This window comes from Pantoea anthophila (assembly GCF_006494375.1).
GTDB classification, from domain to species: Bacteria; Pseudomonadota; Gammaproteobacteria; order Enterobacterales; family Enterobacteriaceae; genus Pantoea; species Pantoea anthophila.
In genome coordinates this window covers 351178-374094 of the sequence record NZ_VHIZ01000050.1, presented here as the reverse complement: position 1 = coordinate 374094, position 22917 = coordinate 351178, and the positions used below count along the sequence as shown (strand labels likewise).

At 57.6% G+C, this 22917-nt stretch carries 21 protein-coding genes; 15 read left to right on the top strand and 6 right to left on the bottom strand.

Features of this window, described 5'->3' with window-relative positions; all coding sequences use genetic code 11:
* Window positions 1-5: 5 nt before the first annotated feature.
* Complete coding sequence (gene dld, locus FJW00_RS13925; RefSeq protein WP_046101465.1) at window positions 6-1709, bottom strand: D-lactate dehydrogenase; 1704 nt, start codon at window positions 1707-1709, stop codon at window positions 6-8.
* Window positions 1710-1865: 156 nt separating this feature from the next.
* On the opposite strand from dld, the gene bglX reads away from it, so the two are divergent.
* The 3 genes from bglX to FJW00_RS13910 all read left to right on the top strand — a co-directional run bounded on the left by bglX (window position 1866) and on the right by FJW00_RS13910 (window position 5854).
* A complete protein-coding gene (bglX, locus tag FJW00_RS13920) occupies window positions 1866-4163 on the top strand; it encodes a beta-glucosidase BglX (protein ID WP_140924526.1) in 2298 nt (765 codons plus the stop codon).
* 88 nt (window positions 4164-4251) lie between these two features.
* Complete coding sequence (locus FJW00_RS13915; protein ID WP_009091299.1) at window positions 4252-5127, top strand: oxygenase MpaB family protein; 876 nt, start codon at window positions 4252-4254, stop codon at window positions 5125-5127.
* Between the two features lie 148 nt (window positions 5128-5275).
* On the top strand, window positions 5276-5854 hold the full coding sequence (locus FJW00_RS13910; RefSeq protein WP_140924524.1) for a TetR/AcrR family transcriptional regulator: 579 nt from the start codon (window positions 5276-5278) through the stop codon (window positions 5852-5854).
* Between the two features lie 33 nt (window positions 5855-5887).
* On the opposite strand, the gene FJW00_RS13905 is transcribed toward FJW00_RS13910, so the two are convergent.
* Window positions 5888-6667 carry a BPL-N domain-containing protein gene (locus tag FJW00_RS13905; protein ID WP_140924522.1) on the bottom strand — a complete coding sequence of 260 codons (780 nt, stop codon included), beginning with the start codon at window positions 6665-6667 and terminating at the stop codon, window positions 5888-5890.
* A 355-nt stretch (window positions 6668-7022) separates the two neighbouring features.
* A complete protein-coding gene (locus tag FJW00_RS13900; protein WP_140924520.1) occupies window positions 7023-7472 on the bottom strand; it encodes an NUDIX hydrolase in 450 nt (149 codons plus the stop codon).
* A gap of 353 nt (window positions 7473-7825) precedes the next feature.
* Between FJW00_RS13900 and FJW00_RS13895 the strand changes: the two genes are divergently transcribed.
* From FJW00_RS13895 to FJW00_RS13880, 4 genes are all read left to right on the top strand, one after another.
* Window positions 7826-8296 carry an OsmC family protein gene (locus FJW00_RS13895; RefSeq protein ID WP_140028253.1) on the top strand — a complete coding sequence of 157 codons (471 nt, stop codon included), beginning with the start codon at window positions 7826-7828 and terminating at the stop codon, window positions 8294-8296.
* 390 nt (window positions 8297-8686) lie between these two features.
* Window positions 8687-9757 carry an amidohydrolase family protein gene (locus FJW00_RS13890; RefSeq protein ID WP_140924518.1) on the top strand — a complete coding sequence of 357 codons (1071 nt, stop codon included), beginning with the start codon at window positions 8687-8689 and terminating at the stop codon, window positions 9755-9757.
* Window positions 9732-11006, top strand: a complete 1275-nt coding sequence (locus tag FJW00_RS13885; protein WP_111207699.1) for an MFS transporter — start codon at window positions 9732-9734, stop codon at window positions 11004-11006. The genes FJW00_RS13890 and FJW00_RS13885 overlap by 26 nt, the downstream gene beginning before the upstream one ends.
* 48 nt (window positions 11007-11054) lie before the next feature.
* Window positions 11055-11513 (top strand): GNAT family N-acetyltransferase, encoded by a 459-nt coding sequence (locus tag FJW00_RS13880; protein WP_140924516.1) that lies wholly within the window; start codon window positions 11055-11057, stop codon window positions 11511-11513.
* A 10-nt stretch (window positions 11514-11523) separates the two neighbouring features.
* On the opposite strand, the gene FJW00_RS13875 is transcribed toward FJW00_RS13880, so the two are convergent.
* Window positions 11524-12603 carry an FAD-dependent oxidoreductase gene (locus tag FJW00_RS13875; protein WP_140924513.1) on the bottom strand — a complete coding sequence of 360 codons (1080 nt, stop codon included), beginning with the start codon at window positions 12601-12603 and terminating at the stop codon, window positions 11524-11526.
* Between the two features lie 76 nt (window positions 12604-12679).
* On the opposite strand from FJW00_RS13875, the gene FJW00_RS13870 reads away from it, so the two are divergent.
* The 4 genes from FJW00_RS13870 to idi all read left to right on the top strand — a co-directional run bounded on the left by FJW00_RS13870 (window position 12680) and on the right by idi (window position 17204).
* A complete protein-coding gene (locus FJW00_RS13870; protein WP_140924511.1) occupies window positions 12680-13135 on the top strand; it encodes a MarR family winged helix-turn-helix transcriptional regulator in 456 nt (151 codons plus the stop codon).
* A gap of 183 nt (window positions 13136-13318) precedes the next feature.
* Window positions 13319-14428 carry a suppressor of fused domain protein gene (locus FJW00_RS13865; RefSeq protein WP_140924509.1) on the top strand — a complete coding sequence of 370 codons (1110 nt, stop codon included), beginning with the start codon at window positions 13319-13321 and terminating at the stop codon, window positions 14426-14428.
* Between the two features lie 191 nt (window positions 14429-14619).
* The gene (locus FJW00_RS13860) at window positions 14620-16515 is read left to right on the top strand and encodes a methyl-accepting chemotaxis protein (RefSeq protein WP_140924507.1); all 1896 of its coding nucleotides are present in this window, start codon (window positions 14620-14622) and stop codon (window positions 16513-16515) included.
* Between the two features lie 146 nt (window positions 16516-16661).
* The gene (gene idi, locus FJW00_RS13855) at window positions 16662-17204 is read left to right on the top strand and encodes an isopentenyl-diphosphate Delta-isomerase (RefSeq protein ID WP_009091282.1); all 543 of its coding nucleotides are present in this window, start codon (window positions 16662-16664) and stop codon (window positions 17202-17204) included.
* Between the two features lie 55 nt (window positions 17205-17259).
* On the opposite strand, the gene FJW00_RS13850 is transcribed toward idi, so the two are convergent.
* The gene (locus FJW00_RS13850; RefSeq protein ID WP_140924505.1) at window positions 17260-18735 is read right to left on the bottom strand and encodes an MFS transporter; all 1476 of its coding nucleotides are present in this window, start codon (window positions 18733-18735) and stop codon (window positions 17260-17262) included.
* A gap of 304 nt (window positions 18736-19039) precedes the next feature.
* Here FJW00_RS13850 and osmF point away from each other — a divergent pair, with 304 nt between their 5' ends.
* The 4 genes from osmF to FJW00_RS13830 are packed head-to-tail and all read left to right on the top strand — an operon-like array spanning window position 19040 to window position 22789.
* Window positions 19040-19951 (top strand): glycine betaine ABC transporter substrate-binding protein OsmF, encoded by a 912-nt coding sequence (gene osmF, locus FJW00_RS13845; RefSeq protein ID WP_058957722.1) that lies wholly within the window; start codon window positions 19040-19042, stop codon window positions 19949-19951.
* A gap of 3 nt (window positions 19952-19954) precedes the next feature.
* Window positions 19955-21130 carry an ABC transporter permease gene (locus tag FJW00_RS13840; protein WP_140924503.1) on the top strand — a complete coding sequence of 392 codons (1176 nt, stop codon included), beginning with the start codon at window positions 19955-19957 and terminating at the stop codon, window positions 21128-21130.
* Window positions 21123-22070, top strand: coding sequence for an ABC transporter ATP-binding protein (locus FJW00_RS13835; RefSeq protein WP_046101478.1), 948 nt, complete (start codon window positions 21123-21125; stop codon window positions 22068-22070). The genes FJW00_RS13840 and FJW00_RS13835 overlap by 8 nt, the downstream gene beginning before the upstream one ends.
* Window positions 22058-22789, top strand: coding sequence for an ABC transporter permease (locus FJW00_RS13830; RefSeq protein ID WP_140924501.1), 732 nt, complete (start codon window positions 22058-22060; stop codon window positions 22787-22789). The genes FJW00_RS13835 and FJW00_RS13830 overlap by 13 nt, the downstream gene beginning before the upstream one ends.
* On the opposite strand, the gene FJW00_RS22850 is transcribed toward FJW00_RS13830, so the two are convergent.
* Window positions 22770-22877, bottom strand: coding sequence for a YohO family small membrane protein (locus tag FJW00_RS22850; protein WP_009091270.1), 108 nt, complete (start codon window positions 22875-22877; stop codon window positions 22770-22772). The two genes, FJW00_RS13830 and FJW00_RS22850, sit on opposite strands and share 20 nt — an antisense overlap.
* Window positions 22878-22917 lie beyond the last annotated feature (40 nt).

Genomic DNA, 22917 nt, shown 5'->3' with positions numbered 1-22917 from the left:
GCCGATTACGGCTGCTTTACTGCCCAGCCTTTTTGCTTGCTGGTTTTGCCGATGCCGGGATTGAAGCTGTTGGTGGGATCGAGCTGGCGATAGAAGGCCGCCAGCTGCGGTTTCGCCTGATAGAGATGGCCCACATTGTGCTCGGCGGGGTATTCCGCGCCGCGCGCCTGCAGAATCTCCAGCATCTGCGCTTTCAGGGCGTGCACATCGACGCCTTTTCTGACGATGTAATCCTGATGGAAGACGTGACAGAAGAAGTGACCATAGTAGAGGCGATGGCTCAGCGAAGCGCGGATCGCTTCAGGCAGCGTTTCAAACCAGTCAGCATCGTTGCGACGCAGGGCGATATCCAGCGCCAGGATATCCTCGACCTCGTCAGCGTGCACCGCGTGATAGCGTACGGCCGCCCCTGCAGCCGCGAACCGATGCAGAAAAGCGTGCGCTCCCTCTTTGCCTTCGCACTCAAAGAATTCGCCTCCGCCTTCACGGAAGTAGTCGCGCAGGTAGTTACGCGCTTCCGCAACGCCTTCACCAGACATCTTCAGCATCAGATGATGTTCATATCTGTCGCGATACTGCTTCATGCGTTTGGGCAGATGCGCCGGGAACAGCCGGCTCAGGCGCTGCATCAGGCGGTCGGTGAAGTGCGGTTTAACGAAGGCGAGTTTGTTCAGCCAGGCATCGACCCGTCCCTTCAGCGTGAAGAACAGCGGCATTTTGTCGGTGCCCAGCCTGTCGATCATCAGGAAGGTATCTTTGCCGTAGACCTCCGCAATGTCATAGATGTCGCGGTGCATATATTCGCCCGCCACCGGCAGATGGGTGAAGTGCGCCAGGATATGACGGCGGATATCGGTGAGGACGCCAGGCTCGTTGGTGCCGATATAGAACACCTGCTGCTGAGGTTCACTGGCAAAGGTGTCCAGTCGCACGGCAAACACCGCCAGCTTGCCGGCACAGCCCGAGGCTTCGAACAGACGGCGCGCATCGGCGTTATAGCGGGCGGGCGTATCGGCATTTACGTCACGCACCCGGTCAGCATATTCGTGGTCAGAGGCGTGGCGGCCATCGTGCTGCACATCACCGGGCTGCCAGCGATCGTCATCCAGCCGCCCCAGAATCTCTTCCGGCGTGCTGCCTAACTCAATGCCCAGGTGGTTCACCAGCCGCAGTTTGCCCTCCGCATCGATTCGGGCGAACAGGGCCATTTCACTGTAGGCCGGACCGCGTTTGATCAGCGATCCGCCGGAGTTATTGCAGATGCCGCCCAGGACCGACGCGCCGATGCAGGAGGAGCCGATCACCGAGTGCGGTTCGCGTCCCAGTGGCTTCAGCGCTTTTTCCAGCTGATAGAGGGTGCTGCCGGGGAAAGCCAGCACCTGCTGGCCGTTGTCGATCAGCTGCAGCTTATCCAGCCGCAGGGTGCTGACAATCACCAGCGGGCGGTCGTAGTCGTCGCCATGCGGCGTCGAGCCTTCAGTCAGGCCGGTATTCGCCGCCTGCATCAGAATGATGACATCTGCCCTGACCAGCGTTTGCAGAACCCGCCAGAGCTCCAGCAGCGTTCCGGGAAACGCCACGGCCAGCGCATCTCCTTCGCCGGAGCGAAAGCCTTTGCGATAGCGGGCGGTCTGTTCAGGTTCAGTCAGCAGATGAGAGGGGCCGACCAGGCGGCGCAGGTCAGAAAGCAGGGCAGAGGTTGGTATCATGAGCAATTCCCTTGTCTTATCAGTGCGCCTTAACTGTAGCACGTCCGCTCATCTCCTCGCAGTGTGACAGCGGCAGGCTACCTGCTATTCTCATCTTGTGGCACACTGCCGCCTGTTAATACGATATTGCGCAGTTACTTAAGAGAACCCAACCTGATGAAATGGATTTACTCTGTTAGTCTCGCTGTTTCCCTCGCGATGCAACCGGCACTGGCTGAGACCGTGCCAGGTCACCACCCGATGACCGAACAGGCGCGGGATGCCTTCGTTAACCAGCTGCTGAAAAAAATGACGCTGGACGAAAAGATCGGTCAGCTGCGTTTAATCAGCGTCGGACCGGATAATCCCAAAGAAGCGATTCGCGACATGATTCAGAAGAGTCAGGTTGGTGCGATCTTTAACACGGTGACCCGCCCGGATATCCGCGCCATGCAGGATCAGGCGATGCAGCTCAGCCGGCTGAAGATCCCGCTCTTTTTCGCCTTCGACGTCATCCACGGCCAGCGCACCATTTTTCCTATTCCCCTGGCGCTGGCGTCGAGCTGGGATCTGGATGCGGTGAAAGAGGTGGGGCGCGTGTCCGCCTATGAGGCAGCCGACGATGGCCTGAATATGACCTGGGCACCGATGGTGGATGTCACCCGTGAACCGCGCTGGGGGCGGGGCTCGGAAGGGTTTGGTGAAGATACTTATCTCACCAGCGAGATGGGCCGCAGCATGGTGCAGGCGATGCAGGGTAAAAGCGCCGCCGATCGCTATAGCGTGATGACCAGCGTCAAGCATTTCGCGCTCTATGGCGCGGTCGAAGGCGGCCGGGATTACAACACGGTGGATATGAGTCCGCAGCGCATGTTCCAGGACTATCTGCCGCCTTATAAAGCCTCTCTGGATGCGGGCAGCGGCGGCGTTATGGTGGCGCTGAACTCCATTAATGGCGTACCGGCGACGGCGGACAGCTGGCTGCTCAAGGATCTGCTGCGCGGTCAGTGGAAATTCAAAGGCATTACCATCAGCGACCACGGCGCCATTAAAGAGCTGATTAAGCATGGCGTCGCCAGCGATCCGCAGGACGCGGTGCGCATCGCCCTGAAGTCGGGCGTCGACATGAGCATGAGCGACGAGTATTACAGCAAATATCTGCCGGATCTGGTGAAGCGCGGCGAAGTCAGCATGGCCGAAATTGATGATGCGGCGCGTCATGTGCTTAACGTTAAATATGATATGGGGCTGTTCAACGATCCCTACAGCCATTTAGGGCCGAAAGAGAGCGACCCGCAGGACACCAACGCCGAGAGCCGTCTGCATCGGGCCGAAGCGCGCGACGTAGCGCGCAAGAGTATCGTGCTGCTGAAGAACCGGCTGGAAACGCTGCCACTGAAGAAATCGGGTACCATTGCGCTGATCGGGCCGCTGGCCGACAGCCAGCGCGACATTATGGGCAGCTGGTCCGCGGCCGGCGTGGCGAAACAATCTGTCTCGCTGCTGCAGGGGATGCGCAACGCCACCGAAGGCAAAGCGACGCTGCTCTATGAGAAGGGCGCCAACGTTTCCGATAATAAGGGCATTCAGGACTTCCTGAACCTCTATGAACCGGCGGTTTCCATCGACACGCGTTCACCGCAGCAGATGATCGATGACGCGGTCGCCAAAGCGAAGCAGGCGGATGTCATCGTTGCCGCCGTGGGTGAAGCGCAGGGTATGGCCCACGAAGCCTCCAGCCGCAGTGACCTGGTGATCCCGCCAAGCCAGCAGAAGCTGTTGGCCGCGCTGAAAGCCACCGGCAAACCGCTGGTGATTGTGCTGATGAACGGACGCGCACTGTCGGTGGTGAATGAAGATCGTATGGCCGATGCGATGCTGGAGACCTGGTTCAGCGGGACGGAAGGCGGTAACGCCATCGCCGATGTCCTGTTTGGCGACTATAACCCGTCGGGCAAGCTGCCGGTCTCCTTCCCGCGTTCCGTGGGGCAGATTCCGATCTACTACAACCATCTGCCCACCGGCCGGCCTTACAACTTTGCTAAGCCGAACAAATATACGTCGCACTACTATGATGCGGTTAACGGCCCGCTCTATCCGTTTGGTTACGGCCTGAGCTACACCCGCTTTACCGTGTCTCCGGTGAAAATGTCGTCGCCGACCATGCCGCTTAACGGCAGCATCGAAGCCAGCGTGACGGTGACCAACAGCGGTCAGCGCGACGGTGCGACGGTGGTGCAGATGTACCTCAACGATCCGGTCGCCTCCATCAGCCGTCCGGTGCAGGAGCTGCGTGGTTTCAAACGCATCATGCTGAAAGCGGGCGAGTCTCAGACCGTGACCTTTAAGATCGACGTCGATGCGCTGAAGTTCTGGAACCAGCAGATGCAGCATGTGGCGGAGCCCGGCAAATTCAACGTGATGATTGGACTCGATTCCGTTCGTACTCAGGATGCGCAGTTCAACTATCTGTAACCGCCCGCCTTTCTCCTGAGAAAGGGGGTGCGGCGCGTCGTTAGCGTCCTGCTACGACGCGCCGCGTCATTTCACTATCAGAGCCACCATGATAAATCTGCGAGACCGTATTCAGCAGCAGGTCTTTCGCCTTAACGGCCTGTCGATGAATGAGTTTGACCTCTCCCAGCCGCCTGGCGATCCCGGCCTGTTTGGCCCGGACAGCGTGATCTGGCGCGTCCACGGCGACTTTACCTCCATGATGTGCGGCGGGATCAGCGCGCTGCTATTGCAGATGCTGCATCCGGCGGCGCTGGCGGGGGTCTGGGATCACTCCAATTTCCGCGAAGATATGATGGGCAGGCTGCGGCGTACCAGTCAGTTCATCGCCGTGACCACCTACGGTAATCAGCAGGATGCGCAGACGCTGATCGACCGGGTGAAACGCATTCACCTTAAAGTCAGCGGCGTCGACAGCGAAGGCAAACCCTATGCCGCCAGCGATCCGCATCTGCTGACCTGGGTACATGTGGCAGAGACCAGCCGTTTCCTGGCGGCCCATCTGCGCTACAAAAATCCTCACCTCACGCGTGCCGAACAGGATCGGTACTATCAGGAAGCGGCGCTCATTGCTGAGTCGCTGGGCGCGGAGCGGGTGCCGAAAAGCGTCGTGGATGTGGCGGATTATCTGCAGCAGATGCGTCCGGAGTTACGCTTTGATGCGCGCACTGCTGAGGTGACGCGACTGTTGATGAATGCGCCAGCCCCGAGCTGGCAGGCGAAGCCGGTGATGAAAGTGATGCTGATGTCGGGGTTCGGGCTGATGCCAGCATGGGCGCAGGCGATGTCCGGCCGTGAGACAGGGCGCTTTCAGCAGGCGATGATTGATCGAAAGATTAATGCGATTGCGGTCGGGTTGCGCTGGTCGATTCAGAGAGGAGCCTGGTATCGGGCGATGGTGAGGATGGGACGGGACCCGGGGTAAGGGCAGGGCCATGCCATCCTCGTGATGACGCATGGATAGCATATTCTGTTCGGCCGGTTCCCGGCATGAGGGGGTATTTTACCGCCGTTAGCGCTGAGTTTCTTAAAATGGTATTATGCCGCCATCTGAAACTAAAAAAATCCTGGAAATGAAAGTCGACTCCTTTAAAGATATCATAAAGAAAACAGCGTTGAGCCTTTTTAAAGAGAAAGGGCTCAACAATGTTTCGACGCGTGATTTGAACACACGGCTTAATATTTCCAGAAGCCATATGTACCATTATTACAGTAACTGGGAAGAGGTTAAGCTCGACGCCATAAAAAAAATGCTCGATGACGATATCATCGATTATTTTTCAATGAAAAAAGAGCGGGGTATCGAAAAAATCTCTGAAGAGTTGCTCTTTTTCCTGGATTATTTCCTTCCGAACGCGCCCTCTTCTCACTGGATATTATATCTTGAAATATGGCCTCTTTCAGCACGAGATCAGCGCTATGCTGACCTTATTCATGGCAACTTTATCCAGTGTAATGAAATCGTTGAAGATATCATTACGCGTGGTACAGAGTCCGGGGAATTTTCCTCCGCAGATAGTCATATCTCAGCCCGCAAAATTGCGGCTGTGCTCGATGGCTATTCAAGTATGATCATACTTGATTATTCGGATGAGAAGCGCGCACTCTTTCTTGAAGAAATTTTTGATTTTTCTCTTCAGATATTGAGATAAAGGCCATTTCAGGCTCTTATACTTTACCCGCGTTCAGTTGTTTTCTGTGTTCAGGTAATTCAATATTCTGATCATTTTGCTCCGGGCAGGTATATAGCCTGGCATAGTGGCATCGATCCAGCTTTCATCCGCTTCGGGATGCGGTCCCGAAAGGACGACTTTTCCCTTTCCATAGGTATAGGCCGCCATGGCAACATCGCCATTGCTGTACCAGGAGATGGGTGTAAACCCTTTGCTGGCTGAACTGTTACTCAGATAAGGACCATCCTGAAAGTAAGCGGATTCTTTTTTGCCTCCCCACAGTAATGACAATGTGTAATCCCCCTCATCAGCGGCCTCTGAACCAGGCCTGCCCACTTCGCTATCCAGAGGGACGTCGATCAATCCTATCCAGTCTTTATCCGCCAGATAGGCGCCCATACAAATTCCCAGAAAACGTTTACCAGAGCGAACAAAATTACGGATCGCTTCTGCTCCCTCATCGCTTATCGCATCATAAGCCGCAGGAATATCCTGTCCGCCACCCGGCTGAATATACATATCAAATTTGTTAAGGTTTCTGCTATTTAGCTTGAGCTTTTCATTTTCGCCTATGTAACTGATAGAGAAATTTTTCCCTGTACTGATAAGCGATTTAACGACCATTTCTGAACAGCCTGTACAGCCCGCCTCTCCTCTGTAAACAGCGATGTTCATGGGTTTTTCTTCCGCAGAACAGGTTGCGGGAAAATACCCTGCCAGCGATAAAATTAAGGCTGAAGTAAAGAAAAAAGTGTTTGTATTTCTTCTGCAACGGAATTTTTCAACATTCATTACACAGTCCTTAACTTCCGATAGGGGATAAATAAACAGATATTAAACGCTGTCTGATGCTGGCATCTTAAAATTAGAGCGGTCGCCCTAATTTACATATTTTAATTTACAGGTCAAGTCTGATTTGAACAGATAAAGGGGTTGCTCTCCCCGACAGAGAGCGCTGATTCAGCCGGGCGGGTTGTCTGATCGTCTGCAAACTCATCGGCGTCGGAGAGGATAAACCGCCTGTTCGGACAGAACGCCGGTTTGCTTATTGACTGAAAATTATCGAAAAAAATGACAGCTGGCCTGCCGCGCGGTTACGCAGTCAAAAGACGCGTCAGGAATAACTTAAAGAGATAAAGGCGATTGCTCAGGCTCGCTCTCTGGAGAGGATGTCGGTGATCAGATCATGGGGAAAAATGGTGTCGGTAGTGTCTCGCAGCTCTTCTACTGTCCACCAGTGGTAATGCTGAATCACGCGCTTTTCATTTTGACTCCATCCTGAACAGTCAATCTCTCTCTTTTCCGTGCGAATGAGAAAGAAACGTTCTTCAGCGAGTACGGTTTCCCCATCCGACAGCGTCATCGGAAATGTCCGTGATGCGACAGCTACGCCTGCTGAGTCTCTTACCAGCCCGGTTTCTTCCCGCAACTCCCGCAGCGCTGCCTGCTCAAATGTCTCCAGCGACTCAAGCCCTCCACCAGGCGTCGCCCAGTATGATCGGCCAGTTAATGCATCATCGTGATGAGAAAAATAAAACAGCAGAACGTGATGTTCAGGGGACAGAACGATCAATCGGGATGAGGGGCGACGGCGCATAAGATCTCCTTGTCGAAACCTGTTTCCAGAGAGCACTGAACAGGGCTGTATAATTACGATTAATCAGAATAGTGCGTCCGGCAACGCGAGTTCATGCCGGAGTCCGCTTCCTGTCCCGATAACGTTCTGCGCAATCTATCGCGTTCCTTCTCTACGTCCAGAGGCCATCCTGAGCATATCACCGAACCGCTCCCACAATGAATTTGGCCCGTCACTCCCAGCTTTGTACCTGAAGCTGACCTGCACGCGTTTTTATTGTGCTGATTTTATCACCCGACAGAGTGTGGTTTAGTAAACAGCAGAAGCTCCCGCTCTGTTTTCCCCGTTTTATCCTCAATAAAGGAGTCAGAATAATGGAACATCACTACACATCGCGCATCTTCTGGACCGGCAATCTGGGAACGGGGACGTCGGGTTATAAAGCGTATGCAAGGACGTGGGATATCGCCATCAGCGGGAAAGAGGTCATCCATTGCTCCAATGATCCCCTGCTGGGTGGCGACGCCAGTAAAATGAATCCTGAAGACCTCCTGATATCCTCTCTTTCGGCATGCCATATGCTCTGGTATCTGCATCTGGCTTCCGATGCCGGGATTACGGTTCTCGGCTATGAAGATTCTCCCTTAGCGACAGGTGAAATATCAAAAGGCGGGGCGGGGCGCTTTATTTCGGCGGTGCTGAGACCGACGATCACGGTAGCAGAGGGGACAAATCTTGATGCAGCCACGGCTATTCACCATGAGATCCATAAAGTCTGTTTTATCGCCAGATCGGTGAATTTTCCTGTCTCCTGTGAACCAGAATTTATCATCCGTCAGGCGTAGAACACGCATCTGTGCCTGTTCTGAAACGTCGCGGTTTTTACTGATTTCACACCGCGACTTTTCTTCATCGCTCTCTTTCCCGTCTCCCGAAACGGGGCGTCCCTGAACCGCATCCGCTCTCCCGTGCCCGGTCATTAGTGCACCGCCGCTGAGCAGCAGCTGGCTCTGAAGCACGATGTACCCAGAAAGTAAAATATTTGTGATTAACATCGTATTTACATTAAGCGCCTCCTTTTTTTGCTGGCTGAACTTTATCCGCTGAGCCTATAGTGGATTTATTCAGTAAAACTGAGTTTTATCAGATAAAACAATACGGTTCGGGTCTGTTCACCTGTCCGCCACGCGAAAAATGTCGGGATCTGATTTTAATCAGAAGGTTAAGAGGACGTTATGGAGATTGTTAATGCACCGCATCTGCCCGTTCGGGAAGCGTGGCTCGCGCGTCATCATGAAGAGGCGCTGATGCCCGAACTTCCGGTCGTGGATGCGCATCATCATTTGTGGGATCGCCAGTCAGGCCGCTACCTGGCACCGGAGCTCAGCCAGGATATCGAACAGTCCGGTCACCGGATTCTCTCGACGGTGTATGTTCAGTGCCGCTCCATGCTGCGCCGTCACGGGCCTGAAGCGTTCAGACCCGTCGGAGAGGTCGAGTTTGCAGGCGGTTGTGCCGCGATGTTTGAAAGCGGTCACTATGGCGAAGCCGCAGGTTGTGAAGCCATCGTTGGCGGTGCCAGCCTGCTGGCTGGGGACGACCTGCTGCCCGTCGTGGAACTTATGCTGGCGCGATCGGGAGGACGACTGCGCGGGATGCGGAATCCGCTGGCCTGGCATCCTGATCCCCGCGTCAGCTCCAGTCCCGTCACGCCGCCCGCCGGTCTGGCGGCCAGTGCCGCATTCCAGCGCGGGGCAGCCTGCCTTGCCCGCAACGGACTTTCGCTGGATGTCTGGGTTTATCACACTCAGCTCGATGAAATTGCCGGACTGGCCCGCGCGCAGCCCGATCTGCTGGTGATTGTGGATCACTGCGGCGGACCGATTGGAACGGGGCCTTATGCCGGTAAACAGGATGCCGTTTTTCAGGCGTGGAAAAAGGCGATTATCGCCCTGGCGGCGCTGCCCAACGTGCGCATCAAAATCAGCGGTTTTGGCATGACGGTCATGGGCTATCCCTTTGCGCAACACGACACACCACCTGACTCCCTGACGCTCTCCCGGGCCTGGCAACCGCTGTTTGAAACGCTGGTTGAGGCATTTGGCGTGCAGCGCTGCATGTTTGCCAGCAACTTCCCGGTCGACAAAGGCATGTTCAGTTACGGTGTGTTCTGGAATGCCTGCAAAAGGCTGGCGGAGCAGGCTTCTGCGGCCGAACAGGCGCATCTCTTCTGGCGCACCGCGGCATCAACCTATCGCTTATCCTCCCTGGAGAATATGGATGAATATGAAATCAAAAGTGCATGAGGCGCATCCTCTCGATGCGGACGCCTCCGGTTCAGTGCTCTCCTATTCATCGGCTGAAAAAAGGACCCTGGCGCTGGGCGGGTTAGGGTGGACATTTGAAAGCTACGACTCTTTTTTGCTCTCTCTGCTCTTACCCGTGCTGGGCGTGGTATTTGGCCTCGGCAAAACGGAACTTGGCGTGTTTATCAGCGCCACGGCTGGCGGGCAGATTATTGGCGGCATCCTCTTCGGGCTGGTGGCCGATAAAATCGGACGCGTAAGAACGGCCCTGATCTGCATCGCCATCTATTCGCTTTTCTCCGGTCTGCTGGCGTTTTCCCACAATCAGCAGATCTTTACCTTGCTGCGATTCTGCGGTGCGCTCGGGATGGGCGGGATGTGGACATCAGGCGCGGCGCTCATCGCTGAAACCTGGCGTCCGGAGCGCCGTGCGCGCGGCGGCGCACTGATGCAGATGGGGCTACCGGTGGGCGCAATCCTGGCGATTGGCCTGACGGCACTGGTCACGGCAATGACCGGTGGGCTGGAACACGGGGGATGGCGCTACCTGTTCATGATTGGCGCCTTGCCGGTTTTTATCATGATGGTTATTGCGTACATTACGCCGGAATCGCCGGTATGGCTGGCGCGCCAGCAGGAACGCGCACAGCGGCAGACTAAAAAGGCCAGCGCCGGCAACACGAACATCAAAGGGTTGCTGCTGGCGTTTACCTTTATCTTCTTCATTCAGTATCTGTTCTGGGGGGTTTTCACCTGGACGCCCACTTATCTTCGTGAAGTGAAGCATCTCGATTTTCTTCACAGCCTGAAGTTTGTGCTGGCCCTGCAGACCGGTGCGATTGCGGGCTTCCTGGTGTTCTCACTCATGGCCGATAAATGGGGACGCCGGCCGATGTTTCTGCTCTATCTCCTGATCGGTGCGGTCGCGGTCGGATTATATCTGGTGACGACGCAGCCGCTGATTCTCATGGTGGCCATCTTTATGGCCGGTTTCGGGGTTAACGGTATTTTCGCCGGTTCCGGCCCCTTCCTGGCCGAGATTATTGGCGACACCCAGTCACGCGGCTTTCTGATGGGCCTGGCTTACAACGGGGGGCGTCTGGGCGGCTTTATTGCGCCGCTGCTCATCGGCTATGTGGCCAGCATTGGCGGCTTCACCGCCGGGCTGGCCACTACCGTGCTGGCCTTTGTAGCCGCGATGATTGTGGTCTGGATGGCACCAGAAACAAAAGGCGTTAAGCTGAAGTAAATCAACGGGCAGAGTCGTTCCGGAAGCGACCTTTGACGGGGAGAACAGATGTTCAGCATTTCAGAAGTCGATAAAGGGGATAGCGACCTGGTGCGCCTGGTCGGCGAACTCGATGCTTTTCAGCGCGAACTCTATCCGGCAGAAAGCAATCACTGTCTGGATCTCTCAACCGTCGGTGATGAGCAGCTGAAGTGCATTATCGTGCGTGATGAGCAGGGCTTGCCGGCAGGCTGTGGGGCCTTACTCTTTCAGGAGGCGGGCTTTGCGGAGATCAAGCGGGTTTATATCCGGCCGGCCTACCGGGGCAGGAAGCTCGGCGAGCAGATCATCGCCGCCATCGAGACGATAGCTGCAGAAAACCGTTCGCGCGAACTGCGGCTTGAAACCGGGATTCATCAGCAACCGGCTATCGCACTCTATCGCCGATGCGGGTACGCACTATGCGAGGCGTTCCCACCCTATATGCCCGACCCGTTGAGTCTGTTTATGCGCAAACGGCTTTCATAAGGCCATCGGTTTACTCTTTTTCGCTGAACCAGTTCTGAAAACCAGACAGGGCATCGGGCATCATGCCGCGCGCGCGTTCCATAATCTTTTTTTCCGCACTGCGTAATCCGTCGAACGGTTCTGATGACGCGCAAATGGCCAGGGCGACATCAGTGGCATCAAGCATGGCAAGATTGACACCGACGCCGACCGGTGGCATCAGATGAGCAGCATCCCCAATGAGCGTGATGCCCGGACGCGGTGTCCAGCTAAAATCCGCAGGCAGGCTGTAGATGGGACGTCTGACATATTCAGCAGGGGCATTAACAACGGCCTGAAGGGCATCAGCCCACTCCTGGTAAGCGTCTCGCACATATGAAGTGATATCGCTGCACGCACTATCCCGCTCAATACGTTCAATATCTCTTTTCATCGCCGCATAAACGCAGATCCTTCCGCCCCCGTTGCGCTGTGTGACCAAAGCCTCAGCCCCTCCAAAGCTGAAAGCGGTTCCTTTTCCAGCGATACCATCGATTCGTCGGGAGGGGCGATCTATCCAGCCTTCAAAAAAGGTGATGCCCGTGTATTCAGGACGCGTCTGCGTCAGGTAGCTTCTTACCCGTGACCAGGCCCCATCCGCACCGATGATAATATCTGCCTCAGAATCTCTTCCGTTTCCGAAAATCAGCCTGTACCTGCCATTCAGGCCAGTATCGACGTGATGAAGCTTATGCCCCCACTGGAGGGACTCTGGCGCAAGGGCACTCAGCAGCAAATTGATTAACTCTCCGCGGTCAATTTCGGGTTTATTGATTTCACCTTCCGGCATCAGGCTGTCATCTACCGCCCCTCCGGTGCGGTAATCCAGCATCCGGCTTTCCTGATCCTCATGCCTGGCTATTTTTATGAAGGGTTCCAGCAGGCCCGCTCTGCGCAGAGCTTCCTGACCGCTGTCAGGATGCAAATCCAGCGATCCTCCCTGGTTTCGTTCAGAATCCCCTGACTTATATTCAAACACCTGGACGTCAAAACCATTGCGCTGAAGTATGACGGCCGCAGTAAGTCCGGCTGGACCACCACCAACAATCGCGATATTCGGTTTGTTCGGCATAGGGATTTCTCTCAGCTGTGGAGTGTATACTCTATAATCACAAAGTTGACATATCAACCTGAAGGGTCAGACAGAGATGGATAGCACTGAGATTTCAGATAAAGAGTGGATGGCATGGCGGGGTTACCGCCGGCTTGCAGAAGTCATAACGGGTCGTATTGTCAAAAATATTACTGAGGCAACCGGTCTGTCCGGCGCGGATTTCATGATTCTGATGGAAATCAGTAAAAGTCCGCAGGGCGCACTGCTTCAGCGTGAATTGCTGGAATACCTGGAGTGGGACAAGTCCCGGCTTTCACACCAGCTTTCACGTATGGCTTCCCGGCAACTTGTGCTGAGAAATCGTCATGACCCGGCTGGCATTTCGGTCAGCCTGACAGATACAGGGCGTCAGACGCTCGCAAAAGCGCGACCGGTGCATGCAGAGAGTGTCAGGCAACATTTTCTCGACAGACTGACACCTGAAGATGTTGATTTGCTGATCGGGATCACGGGGCGATTGCGGCACTCTGGCAGTGGCTTTATCGAATAATCCTGTTATGACCCTGCTGAGCTGGGGGCCGGCATCAGGAAAGGTCGCCGACGCACTAAAATTCGTGTCGTCTCCGTCCATCCTTCCCACTTTGAGACTATTACCCTTGTCTCCGCGTGCAGCAGTCACGATCCTGCTCTATTCTCGGGGAAAATGGATTCCTCCAGGCTTTGTCGAGGCACTATGACGTACAAATCCCTGATTGCTGAAGTCCACAATCAGCAGCGCACCCTCACCGCTATTGTCGAACAGGATGCGCGCACCGCCTATTTTTACATCTGGCCCACCGACCTGTTCCGCAGTCAGTATGCGGTGCGCGGCTGCTGGCTGCGAAACCTGCTGCCCGCACCGGCGCAGGAAGATCGCGAGGCGATGGAGCAGGGCATTGCGCCGCTGCTCAGCGCCGAATATTGCCGTAACCTGGAAGCGGAGCCTGCACTGAATCCCGCCGGGCTGCAGGTTCTCTGGGAGCCGAGCGATGATGGCGCGGCGCTCTGGTATTACGGTCAGCTGCTGGCGGTGATCCCCGGCTGGAGTCTTTACCAGGATAAGCAGGTCAGCTTCTCTGCGGGCTGCATCAAAAAGAACCGGCTGACGGCCCCGCTGGGTTCGGCCTCGACCAATGACTACTATGCCCGTGCAGAGCAGCAGCGTCAGTTCTGGCGCGAATGGCACGATGGCAGCGAGTGGGACAAGGTTCAGCAGGATCTCATGGCCTGCTATCAGAGCCGCTTTGGCGAGTCGGTGAAATATTACGCGATCGATCAGGGGAGCTGGCCGCCGATGGCGATCTCCCAGCACTGGCATCAGGGCGTCTGGTACTTCCTGACGATTGGCATGAGCATCCGGCCGATGCCGCAGGTCGACTACCTGTTTGATGAGCTGGCACCGCAGTATCGCCGTATCGAGCTGGGGATGGCGGTGGATGGCGAGGTCATGACCGAAGGCAATGCGGTGCAGATGGCGAGTGCTCTGGCGGAGTTTGTGCATCTGCCGTGGGCGCGCCTTACCTGGCTGGGGGAGGGGCATACGCTGGCATCGGAAGTCGCGCCGGTCGGCTTTGAGAGCTTCCTGCTGGCAAATGAGCTGGCCAGCGAACCGGCACAGTTTAAACTGCCCAAGCGCGATGGCGATCGTCCCACATTGCTCTGGACCACGCCGATCACCGAAGCGGAGCGGCAGTTCGCTCAGGCGGATGAGCATGGCGGTCAGAAGTTACGGGAATTCTTAACCGCTGGCGGCAGTAACCACATCTTCCGTCCGCGTCAGGAGGTTGTCGATTCAGAAGGCTAGGGCAGGCAAAACAGGCCTCTCCGCCCCTTCCCCGGCTCGCGCCGGGGAGGTGATAATCCCGCAATGAAATTAAATTTTCACAAAAATTAAACATTTATTAATTCTGTGATCCCGCTCACCTCAAGTTCCCCGTAAGCGAGCCGTTAACCCGGATCAGGCAATCGCGCCATACCAGGTTCAGGGGAACAAAGATGTTTAAAACAACACAATCCCGCTTTACCGCAACAATGATCGCGTTCTTTGTTGCGCTTTTACTCGTTACAGTTTGGGTCATCAATCAGTTTGTCGCACCGCAGCTGGTCGACAGCGAAAGCCGTCTGGTGCGTTATCAGGTCGATTCACTGGCCTCCGGTATCGTCGAGCAGATGAACCGCGTTCAGGCTCAGCAGCGTGCGATTACCGAAGCGGCCTCCGTCATGGACAGCGCCACCATTGACATCCTGTTACCGACGCTGGTTAACCAGTATCAGGACAGTAATGTCTTCGGCGGCGGCATCTGGCCGTTGCCAAATCGTCGCGATCCCGCCAAAGAGAAAAACAGCAGCTTCTTTGCCCGCAATGCCAGCAACGAACTGCAGGTCAATACCTACTGGAACTCCGATGCCGCCGACAAATACTGGGAGCAACCCTGGTATAAGGATGGCCTGGCCGCCCCGAAAGGGCAGTGTGCCTGGGCAAAAGCCTATCAGGATGCCGCCAGCCCACAGCCGCGAACCAACTGTGCCATGGCGATCTACCGCAACGGCACCGTCTGGGGGGTGGCAACCATCGACGTGACGCTGGGATTCTTTAACCAGCTGGCGAAGCAGATGGGCGAAACCATTCAGGGCAACGTGCTGATCGTCGAAGCGGATGGCAAAGTTGTCGGTAACGGTGCGCTGGTGAATGCCGCGCCGAAGCTGGAGAACCTGGCCGATGTGCAGACGCCGATGGCAGCGCCCCTGAAAGCGCTGCTGAGCGGGGCGGGCACCCAGCCGCTGGAAACCACTTATGACAGCAGCGAAGGCGAGCAGACGCTGTTTCTGCAGGCCATTCCCGGCAGCCCGTGGTTTCTCGCCAGCAGCCTGCCGACCAGCCTGCTGAAAGCGCAGTCGCACAACATGCTGACGCGTCTGGGCCTGGTGCAGATTCCGCTGGCGGTGATCCTGCTGCTGGTGTCGCTGGGCTTTGTCCGCGCCATGATGAAGCGTCTCAGCGTGCTGAACAGCAACATCGAAGCGCTGTCGACCGGCGGCGCGGACCTGACCCAGCGTCTGCCCGCCAGCAACAGCCCGGAGTTCAACGCCGTTGCGCAGAGCTTTAACCAGTTCATCAGCTATCTGCAGGGGTTAATCCAGCAGGTGGGCGACAGCGCGCTGGCGATCACCGCCGCGTCGCGCGAGATCGCCAGCGGCAACGCCAATCTCTCTTCGCGCACTGAAGATCAGGCCAGCTCGATTGTGGAAACGGCGGCGTCGATGGAGCAACTGACCGGCACCGTGCGTCAGAACGCCGATAACGCCACTCACGCCAACCAGCTGGCGGGCGATGCCTCGCAGGTTGCCGCACGCGGTTCAGAAGTGGTGCGTCAGGTCGTCACCACCATGGGCGAGATCCACCATTCGTCACGTAAGGTGGTCGACATCATCAGCGTGATCGACAGCATCGCGTTCCAGACCAATATCCTGGCGCTGAACGCCGCCGTCGAGGCGGCCCGTGCCGGTGAGCAGGGGCGCGGTTTTGCGGTGGTCGCGTCAGAAGTGCGCAACCTGGCGCAGCGCTCAGCCAATTCGGCGCGTGAGATTAAAAAGTTAATTGAAGAGTCCGTGGCGAACATTGATACCGGCAGCGCGCTGGTGGAGCAGGCGGGTCAGACGATGGATGAGCTGATGCAGGGCGTCAGCAGCGTGACGACGCTGATGAGCGAGATCATGTCAGCCAGCCGCGAACAGAGCATGGGGATCGAGCAGGTTAACGTGGCGATTACGCAGCTGGATGGCACAACCCAGCAGAACGCCGTACTGGTGGAGCAGGTTTCCGCTGCGGCTCAGGCGATGGAGGCGCAGAGTACCCAGCTTGAGCAGGTGGTGCAGAGCTTCCGGCTGTAATTCTTCCTCAGGCCAGCGTTGCTGGCCTGATTTTCGTCTGGCGTCATCCGCTTACCGCCGCCCGATAAGGGTAAAAATTCCTTTCTGTTACGCCCAAACCGCGAATCTTGTGCCAGAATAGTTGAGAATAATCTCAAGGAAACGCCATGTCTGCTATTGAAGTTATCCTCGTTGACCACCTCGATCGTCCCACCGGCAAAATGGAAAAGCTGGAAGTGCATGAAAAAGGACTACTGCACCGCGCGGTGACGGTCTACGTCTTCAATTCCCGGCAGGAGCTGTTACTGCAGCGGCGCGCCAGCGATAAATATCACTGTGGTGGCTTGTGGAGTAATACCTGCTGCGGGCATCCGTATCCTCATGAATCGACCCGTGACGCCGCTGAACGCCGCCTGCGCGAAGAGATGGGCATGGTGGTGACGCTGACGCCGGTGTTTGAGCTGAGCTACAACCTGAAGCTGAGTAATGGCCTGACCGAGCATGAATATGGTCACGTCTTTTTTGCCGTCTGTGACAGCCTGCCGCAGCTCAATCCGCAGGAAGCGGACGCCTTCGATTATCGCCCGATGGCATTGATTGAAGAGCAGATGCAGCAGCAGCCAGAGCAGTTCACGCCGTGGTTTTTGCATACCTTCCCGCGTATCCCGGACTATCTGGAGCAGTTTCCTTTCCCGGCCGTTACGGCATAAAAAAACCGCACTGAGGTGCGGTTTTCCTGCGCTCTGTCCACGCCCTCAGCGCGGATTATCGCGGCAGCTCAAAATCCTCTGCATCCACATCATAGCCCGATGGTTCCCAGCGGATGGCCAGCAGCGCCAGCAGTCCGGCCAGCGGGGCCAGGAAGATCACCCAGAACACGCCGGTGCCGAGCGCCGCAACCAGCACCGGGAACAGAAACAGTGAAACGGTCGAACTGCCGCGCATCAGCGTCTGATTGAAGCCGACGCCCACACCCCGCAGCGACGTGGGGTAGCTCAGTGACGCAAAGGTCATGGTGTGCGAGCCGGGCCCGAATCCCTGACCAAACAGGAACAGCGCCAGCATCCCGATCGCGACAGCCGCTTCCTGCCCCCCTTCCGGGCGACCAATCAGCGCCAGTCCGAGCAGCGCCACACACTGACAACTGTAACCTGCCACCGACATCTTCCAGGCACCCAGACGCGGCACCAGACGCACCGCCAGCAGCCCGCCCACAAAGGCGAACAGCAGATTCAGCGCCAGCGACACCAGAATCGTGGTCAGCATCGACTGGGCAAAAAAGCTGGTGATGATCACCGGCAGGCCAAACGCGACGGCGTTATAAGCAAAGGATGAGGCGATAGAGGTAATGGTCGCCAGCAGCGTGCGGCGGCGATAGACGCCCTGCAGCAGCGCACCATAGTTGCGCCAGCTCGCCCTGCGCACCGGCGTAACCGGCGTCAGCGCGGCATCGGGTGCCACCTGCGCGTTGATATTCCATGCGCTGCGTAAAATCGCCGCCGCCCCTTTCAGGTCGCCCTGATTGGCCGCCCAGATCGGCGACTCACTCATGTAACGACTGCGGATAGCGATAATGACAATCGCCGGCACGGCTCCAAACCCCAGGATCAGCCGCCACAGCCAGTCGGTATGGCTCTCCGGCAATACCGCATAGAGCAGCAGCACCAGCAGATAGGAGATACTGATTGCCGCGTACCAGGTCGGGCACCACATCGCCACGCTGGCGGCTTTATTCCCCTTACCGCGCAGCTTCGAAAACTCCGCCAGAAAGGCCATCGCCACCGGCAGATCGATGCCGACACCCAGGCCCATCACAAAGCGCGCTGCACCCAGCACATACTCATTGGGAGCAAAAGCACAGGCGATAGCCGCGACGACGAAAAAGAACATATCGGCCATAAAGACCCGATAGCGGCCAATCTTATCGGTGAGGTAGCCGCCAAGCAGCGCACCCACGATCGCCCCGAATGTAATGGCGGAGGCGATCATGCCGGTGCCGGTCGGCGTAAGATGAAATTCGCGCGTCACATCTTTGATGCCAAAAGCCAGCGCACCCAGATCGTAGGCGTCAAGAAACACGCCTCCCAGCGCAATCGCCACCACGATGCGGGCATTATTACGGGCGCTGTCGCCGCTGTTCACTAAACGGGAGACGTCAGCGGCGCTGCGAATCCATTGCGTTTCCCCGGCGGGCGAACGCCCGGCAGTCGCCACATGGGCAGAAGAAATCAGGTCGGACATGATGTTATGCGTCTTTTATTATAAAAACAGATTTTCGAGAATAGCCGTTTAGACGCCCAGACGTAAATTCATTTGAGTTATATAAAATTATTTTATAATCTCAAATCGTTATCAGTTTGCGAGAAAGTCAGCGGCATCACCGCCGCGCCAGGCTACGCTTTTAAGGCAGAGAATTTACCGCTTCGCGCCCTGCCAGCATCGACTCAGAAAGCAGGAGAGCAGTCTGATCGCTCAGGCGCACCATTGACGCCTCGCGAAAACATCACGCTATAACAACACGCGATAATGCGATAAGGAAAAGGTCATGGTCAGAATTCGGGGTTGGATCGGCGTCAGCGCCTTACTGCTCAGCATCGGGGTAGCACAGGCAGCCGATCCGGTGCGGGTCGGCTCAAAAATTGATACGGAAGGCTCGCTGCTGGGAAATGTGATTCTTCAGGTGCTGGAAAAGCATGGCGTGAAAACCGTGAATAAAATCCAGCTCGGCACCACTCAGGTGGTGCGTGGCGCGATCACGGCGGGCGAACTGGATATCTATCCGGAATATACCGGCAACGGCGCGTTTTTCTTTAACGATGAAAAAGACAGCGCCTGGAAGAATGCCGCCCAGGGCTATGAGAAGGTGAAAAAGCTCGATGCGGAGAAAAACCATCTGGTCTGGCTGACACCGGCACCGGCTAACAACACCTGGACCATCGCTGTGCGAAAAGATCTGGCCGAAAAGAATCAGCTTACCTCTCTGGCCGACCTCAGCGCCTGGCTGAAAAAAGGTGGGACCTTCAAGCTGGCGGCGTCGGCAGAGTTTATTGAACGCAGCGACGCCTTGCCCGCCTTTGAAAAAGCCTACGGATTTAACCTCACGCAGGATCAGCTGCTGTCGCTGGCTGGCGGCGATACCGCGGTGACCATCAGCGCGGCGGCGCAGCAGACCTCCGGGGTGAACGCGGCGATGGCGTATGGCACCGACGGGCCGGTGGCGGCGCTGGGTCTGCAGACGCTCAGCGATCCGAAAGGCGTTCAGCCGATTTACGCCCCGACACCGGTGATCCGCGAATCGGTTCTGAAAGCGTACCCACAGATTGCGGAATGGCTGAAGCCGGTATTCAGCGCGCTGGACGAGAAGACGCTGCAACAGCTCAACGCGAAAATCGCCGTGGACGGTCAGGATGCCAGCAGCGTCGCGACCGAATGGCTGCAGCAGAAGAAGTTGCTGTAACCGATGGTGTTATCGCGGGAAGCGATACGTCGCCCGTTGCAGCAGCCGGTGGCCCTGCTGCTGCTGACGCTGCTGAGTCTGGCGCTGGCGGCGCTGCCGTTTCTTAACTTCGCCCCGAACCGGCTGGTGGCCGGGGAACCGCTGATGGGATCGCACATCAGCCGGTTCGGGCTGCTGCTTGTGCCGCTGCTGACGCTCTGGCTGCTGTTATGGCGGCCGCCGACGCGGGTAAACCTGGTGCTGGCGCTGCTGGCCGCGCAGCTGATGCTGGCCGCGATCCTCTGGCTCAGTGGTCATCAGGCCACGCTGCTCAGCCAGCAGGGGAGTCGTCTGGCACGCACCAGTTTTGCCAGCGGCCTGTGGTGCAGCGGCGCGCTGCTCCTGCTGCTGATCACCGATCGGGTGCGGCAGATCACCCGTCACCGGCTGGCTCAGCTGCTGCTCAATCTGCAGGTCTGGCTGCTGCCTCTGCTGCTGCTCTTCAGCGGTCAGCTCAGCGACCTCTCCCTGCTGAAAGAGTATGCCAACCGCCATGCGGTGTTTGATGCCGCACTGGGACGCCATCTCACGCTGCTGGCCGGCACGGTGCTGCCGGCGTTACTGATAGCGCTGCCGCTGGGGGTCCTGCTGTTCCGGCGGCCAGGCTGGCAGAGCGGCGTCTTTGGCGTGCTGAATGTGATCCAGACGGTGCCGTCGGTGGCGCTGTTTGGCCTGCTGATTGCGCCACTGGCCGGACTGGCAAATCACTTTCCGTGGCTCGGGGCCTGGGGCATCAGCGGCATCGGCATGGCCCCGGCGCTGATCGCCCTGGTGCTCTACGCCCTGCTGCCGCTGGTACGTAGCGTGGTGGTGGGGCTGCAGCAGGTGCCACATGAGGTGCGCGAAAGCGCGCGCGGCACGGGGATGAGCGGCTGGCAGCAGTTTGTCGCCGTCGATGTGCCGCTGGCGCTGCCGGTCTGGCTGGCGGGTCTGCGGGTAGTGGTGGTACAGACGCTGGGCATGGCGGTGGTCGCCGCGCTGATTGGTGCAGGCGGCTTTGGCGCGATTATTTTTCAGGGCCTGTTAAGCAGTGCGCTCGATCTGGTGCTGCTGGGGGTGATCCCGGTGATCGCGCTGGCGGTGGCGATCGATGCGCTGTTCCGCCTGCTGATCTCACTGCTGGAGAGAAAAGATGATTGAGTTCAGGGGCGTTTCCCGCGCCTTTAACGGCAAAACGGCGGTAAAAGATCTGTCGTTACAGGTGGCGGAAGGGGAGTTCTGCGTGCTGCTCGGCACCTCCGGCTCCGGTAAATCAACCACCCTTAAGATGATCAACCGGCTGGTGGAGTTCGACAGCGGTGATATCCGCTTTGCCGGTGAATCAATTCGCCAGCTGAATGCCCGCACGCTGCGGCGCCGCATGGGCTATGCCATCCAGTCGATCGGGCTGTTTCCGCACTGGACGGTGCAGAAAAATATCGCCACGGTGCCCGAACTGCTGGGCTGGCCCCGCGCGCAGATCAACGAACGCATCACGGCGTTGCTGGCGCTGCTGAATCTGGACGCACAGCTGCTGAAGCGCTATCCGCATCAGCTCTCCGGCGGGCAGCAGCAGCGGGTCGGCGTGGCGCGAGCGCTGGCCGCCGATCCGGAGGTGCTGCTGATGGATGAGCCGTTCGGGGCGCTCGATCCGGTAACGCGGGGCGCGCTGCAGCAGGAAATGCTGCGTATCCACCGGCTGTCGGGGCGGACCATCGTGCTGGTGACCCATGACATCGACGAGGCGCTGACCCTGGCGGACCGCATTGTACTGATGGATAACGGCGGGATTGTTCAGCAGGGCAGGCCGGTGGAGCTGCTGACCCGGCCAGAAAATGATTTTGTCCGCGACTTCTTTGGTCGCACGGAAATGGGGGTAAGACTGCTGTCGCTGGAGCACGCCGGGGATGCCGTCCGGCGCGGCGAGTGGCTGACGGGCGAACCCATCGCCGCGACGCTAACGCTGCGTGACGCCCTGTCGCAGTTTATCACCCGGCGCACCGATAAATTGCCGGTGGTCGACGATCAGCAGCAGCCGCTGGGCGTGCTGCACTTTAGCGATCTGCTGCAACTGCGTGAGGGATTAGCATGCGCTGGCTGAAAGATCCGCTGCTGTGGCTGGTGCTGCTCTACGGCGCGCTGCTGGCCCTGATGCCCTACAGCGGGCCGCTGTTTCACACATGGTTTCCCGACCTGGCGCGGCCACTCTATCAGCAGGAGAGCTTCTGGCAGCTGACGCTGGCGCATCTGCTGCTGGTGATCACGGCCAGCCTGCTGGCGATCGTTCTGGGCATCGGCAGCGGTGTGCTGGTCACGCGGCACGCCGGTCGCGCCTTCCGGCCGCTGATGGAGACGATCGTGGCGGCGGGGCAGACGATTCCGCCGGTGGCCGTGCTGGCGATTGCCGTGCCGGTGATGGGCTTTGGGACCTGGCCCGCCGTCGTTGCGCTGCTGCTCTATGGGTTACTGCCGATTTTACAGGGCACGCTGGCCGGGCTCGACAGCGTGCCCGCCAGCAGCCGGGAGATCGCCACCGGGCTGGGTATGAGCCCCTGGCAGCGGCTGTGGCAGATCGAGCTGGCGCTGGCTGCGCCGGTGATCATCGCCGGAATACGCACCTCGGTGATCATTAATATCGGCACCGCCGCCATCGCCTCGACGGTCGGGGCGAAAAGTCTGGGGTCACCGGTGATTATCGGCTTAAGCGGTTTTAATACGGCGTATGTGATTCAGGGGGCGTTGCTGGTGGCGCTGCTGGCTATCGTCAGCGACCGCCTGTTTGAGCGCCTGCAACGCTGGCTTAGCGTGAGTGAACGATGAGAGAGTATCCGACCAGCATCAGTCCGCTGGTGCCGCCGACGGCCATGATAAAAAAGAGCGTGGCGAAAAAGGCTTTTTTGCAGTTCATGGAGAAAACCTGAGCGTGTTAACAGTGAGGCGGGGATAAT

What these genes read in the sequence shown, in the direction of transcription:
- dld (WP_046101465.1), bottom strand. Translation starts at nt 1,709, where the DNA reads ATGATACCAACCTCTGCCCTGCTTTCTGACCTGCGCCGCCTGGTCGGC.
- bglX (WP_140924526.1), top strand. Translation starts at nt 1,866, where the DNA reads ATGAAATGGATTTACTCTGTTAGTCTCGCTGTTTCCCTCGCGATGCAA.
- FJW00_RS13915 (WP_009091299.1), top strand. Translation starts at nt 4,252, where the DNA reads ATGATAAATCTGCGAGACCGTATTCAGCAGCAGGTCTTTCGCCTTAAC.
- FJW00_RS13910 (WP_140924524.1), top strand. Translation starts at nt 5,276, where the DNA reads ATGAAAGTCGACTCCTTTAAAGATATCATAAAGAAAACAGCGTTGAGC.
- FJW00_RS13905 (WP_140924522.1), bottom strand. Translation starts at nt 6,667, where the DNA reads ATGAATGTTGAAAAATTCCGTTGCAGAAGAAATACAAACACTTTTTTC.
- FJW00_RS13900 (WP_140924520.1), bottom strand. Translation starts at nt 7,472, where the DNA reads ATGCGCCGTCGCCCCTCATCCCGATTGATCGTTCTGTCCCCTGAACAT.
- FJW00_RS13895 (WP_140028253.1), top strand. Translation starts at nt 7,826, where the DNA reads ATGGAACATCACTACACATCGCGCATCTTCTGGACCGGCAATCTGGGA.
- FJW00_RS13890 (WP_140924518.1), top strand. Translation starts at nt 8,687, where the DNA reads ATGGAGATTGTTAATGCACCGCATCTGCCCGTTCGGGAAGCGTGGCTC.
- FJW00_RS13885 (WP_111207699.1), top strand. Translation starts at nt 9,732, where the DNA reads ATGAATATGAAATCAAAAGTGCATGAGGCGCATCCTCTCGATGCGGAC.
- FJW00_RS13880 (WP_140924516.1), top strand. Translation starts at nt 11,055, where the DNA reads ATGTTCAGCATTTCAGAAGTCGATAAAGGGGATAGCGACCTGGTGCGC.
- FJW00_RS13875 (WP_140924513.1), bottom strand. Translation starts at nt 12,603, where the DNA reads ATGCCGAACAAACCGAATATCGCGATTGTTGGTGGTGGTCCAGCCGGA.
- FJW00_RS13870 (WP_140924511.1), top strand. Translation starts at nt 12,680, where the DNA reads ATGGATAGCACTGAGATTTCAGATAAAGAGTGGATGGCATGGCGGGGT.
- FJW00_RS13865 (WP_140924509.1), top strand. Translation starts at nt 13,319, where the DNA reads ATGACGTACAAATCCCTGATTGCTGAAGTCCACAATCAGCAGCGCACC.
- FJW00_RS13860 (WP_140924507.1), top strand. Translation starts at nt 14,620, where the DNA reads ATGTTTAAAACAACACAATCCCGCTTTACCGCAACAATGATCGCGTTC.
- idi (WP_009091282.1), top strand. Translation starts at nt 16,662, where the DNA reads ATGTCTGCTATTGAAGTTATCCTCGTTGACCACCTCGATCGTCCCACC.
- FJW00_RS13850 (WP_140924505.1), bottom strand. Translation starts at nt 18,735, where the DNA reads ATGTCCGACCTGATTTCTTCTGCCCATGTGGCGACTGCCGGGCGTTCG.
- osmF (WP_058957722.1), top strand. Translation starts at nt 19,040, where the DNA reads ATGGTCAGAATTCGGGGTTGGATCGGCGTCAGCGCCTTACTGCTCAGC.
- FJW00_RS13840 (WP_140924503.1), top strand. Translation starts at nt 19,955, where the DNA reads ATGGTGTTATCGCGGGAAGCGATACGTCGCCCGTTGCAGCAGCCGGTG.
- FJW00_RS13835 (WP_046101478.1), top strand. Translation starts at nt 21,123, where the DNA reads ATGATTGAGTTCAGGGGCGTTTCCCGCGCCTTTAACGGCAAAACGGCG.
- FJW00_RS13830 (WP_140924501.1), top strand. Translation starts at nt 22,058, where the DNA reads ATGCGCTGGCTGAAAGATCCGCTGCTGTGGCTGGTGCTGCTCTACGGC.
- FJW00_RS22850 (WP_009091270.1), bottom strand. Translation starts at nt 22,877, where the DNA reads ATGAACTGCAAAAAAGCCTTTTTCGCCACGCTCTTTTTTATCATGGCC.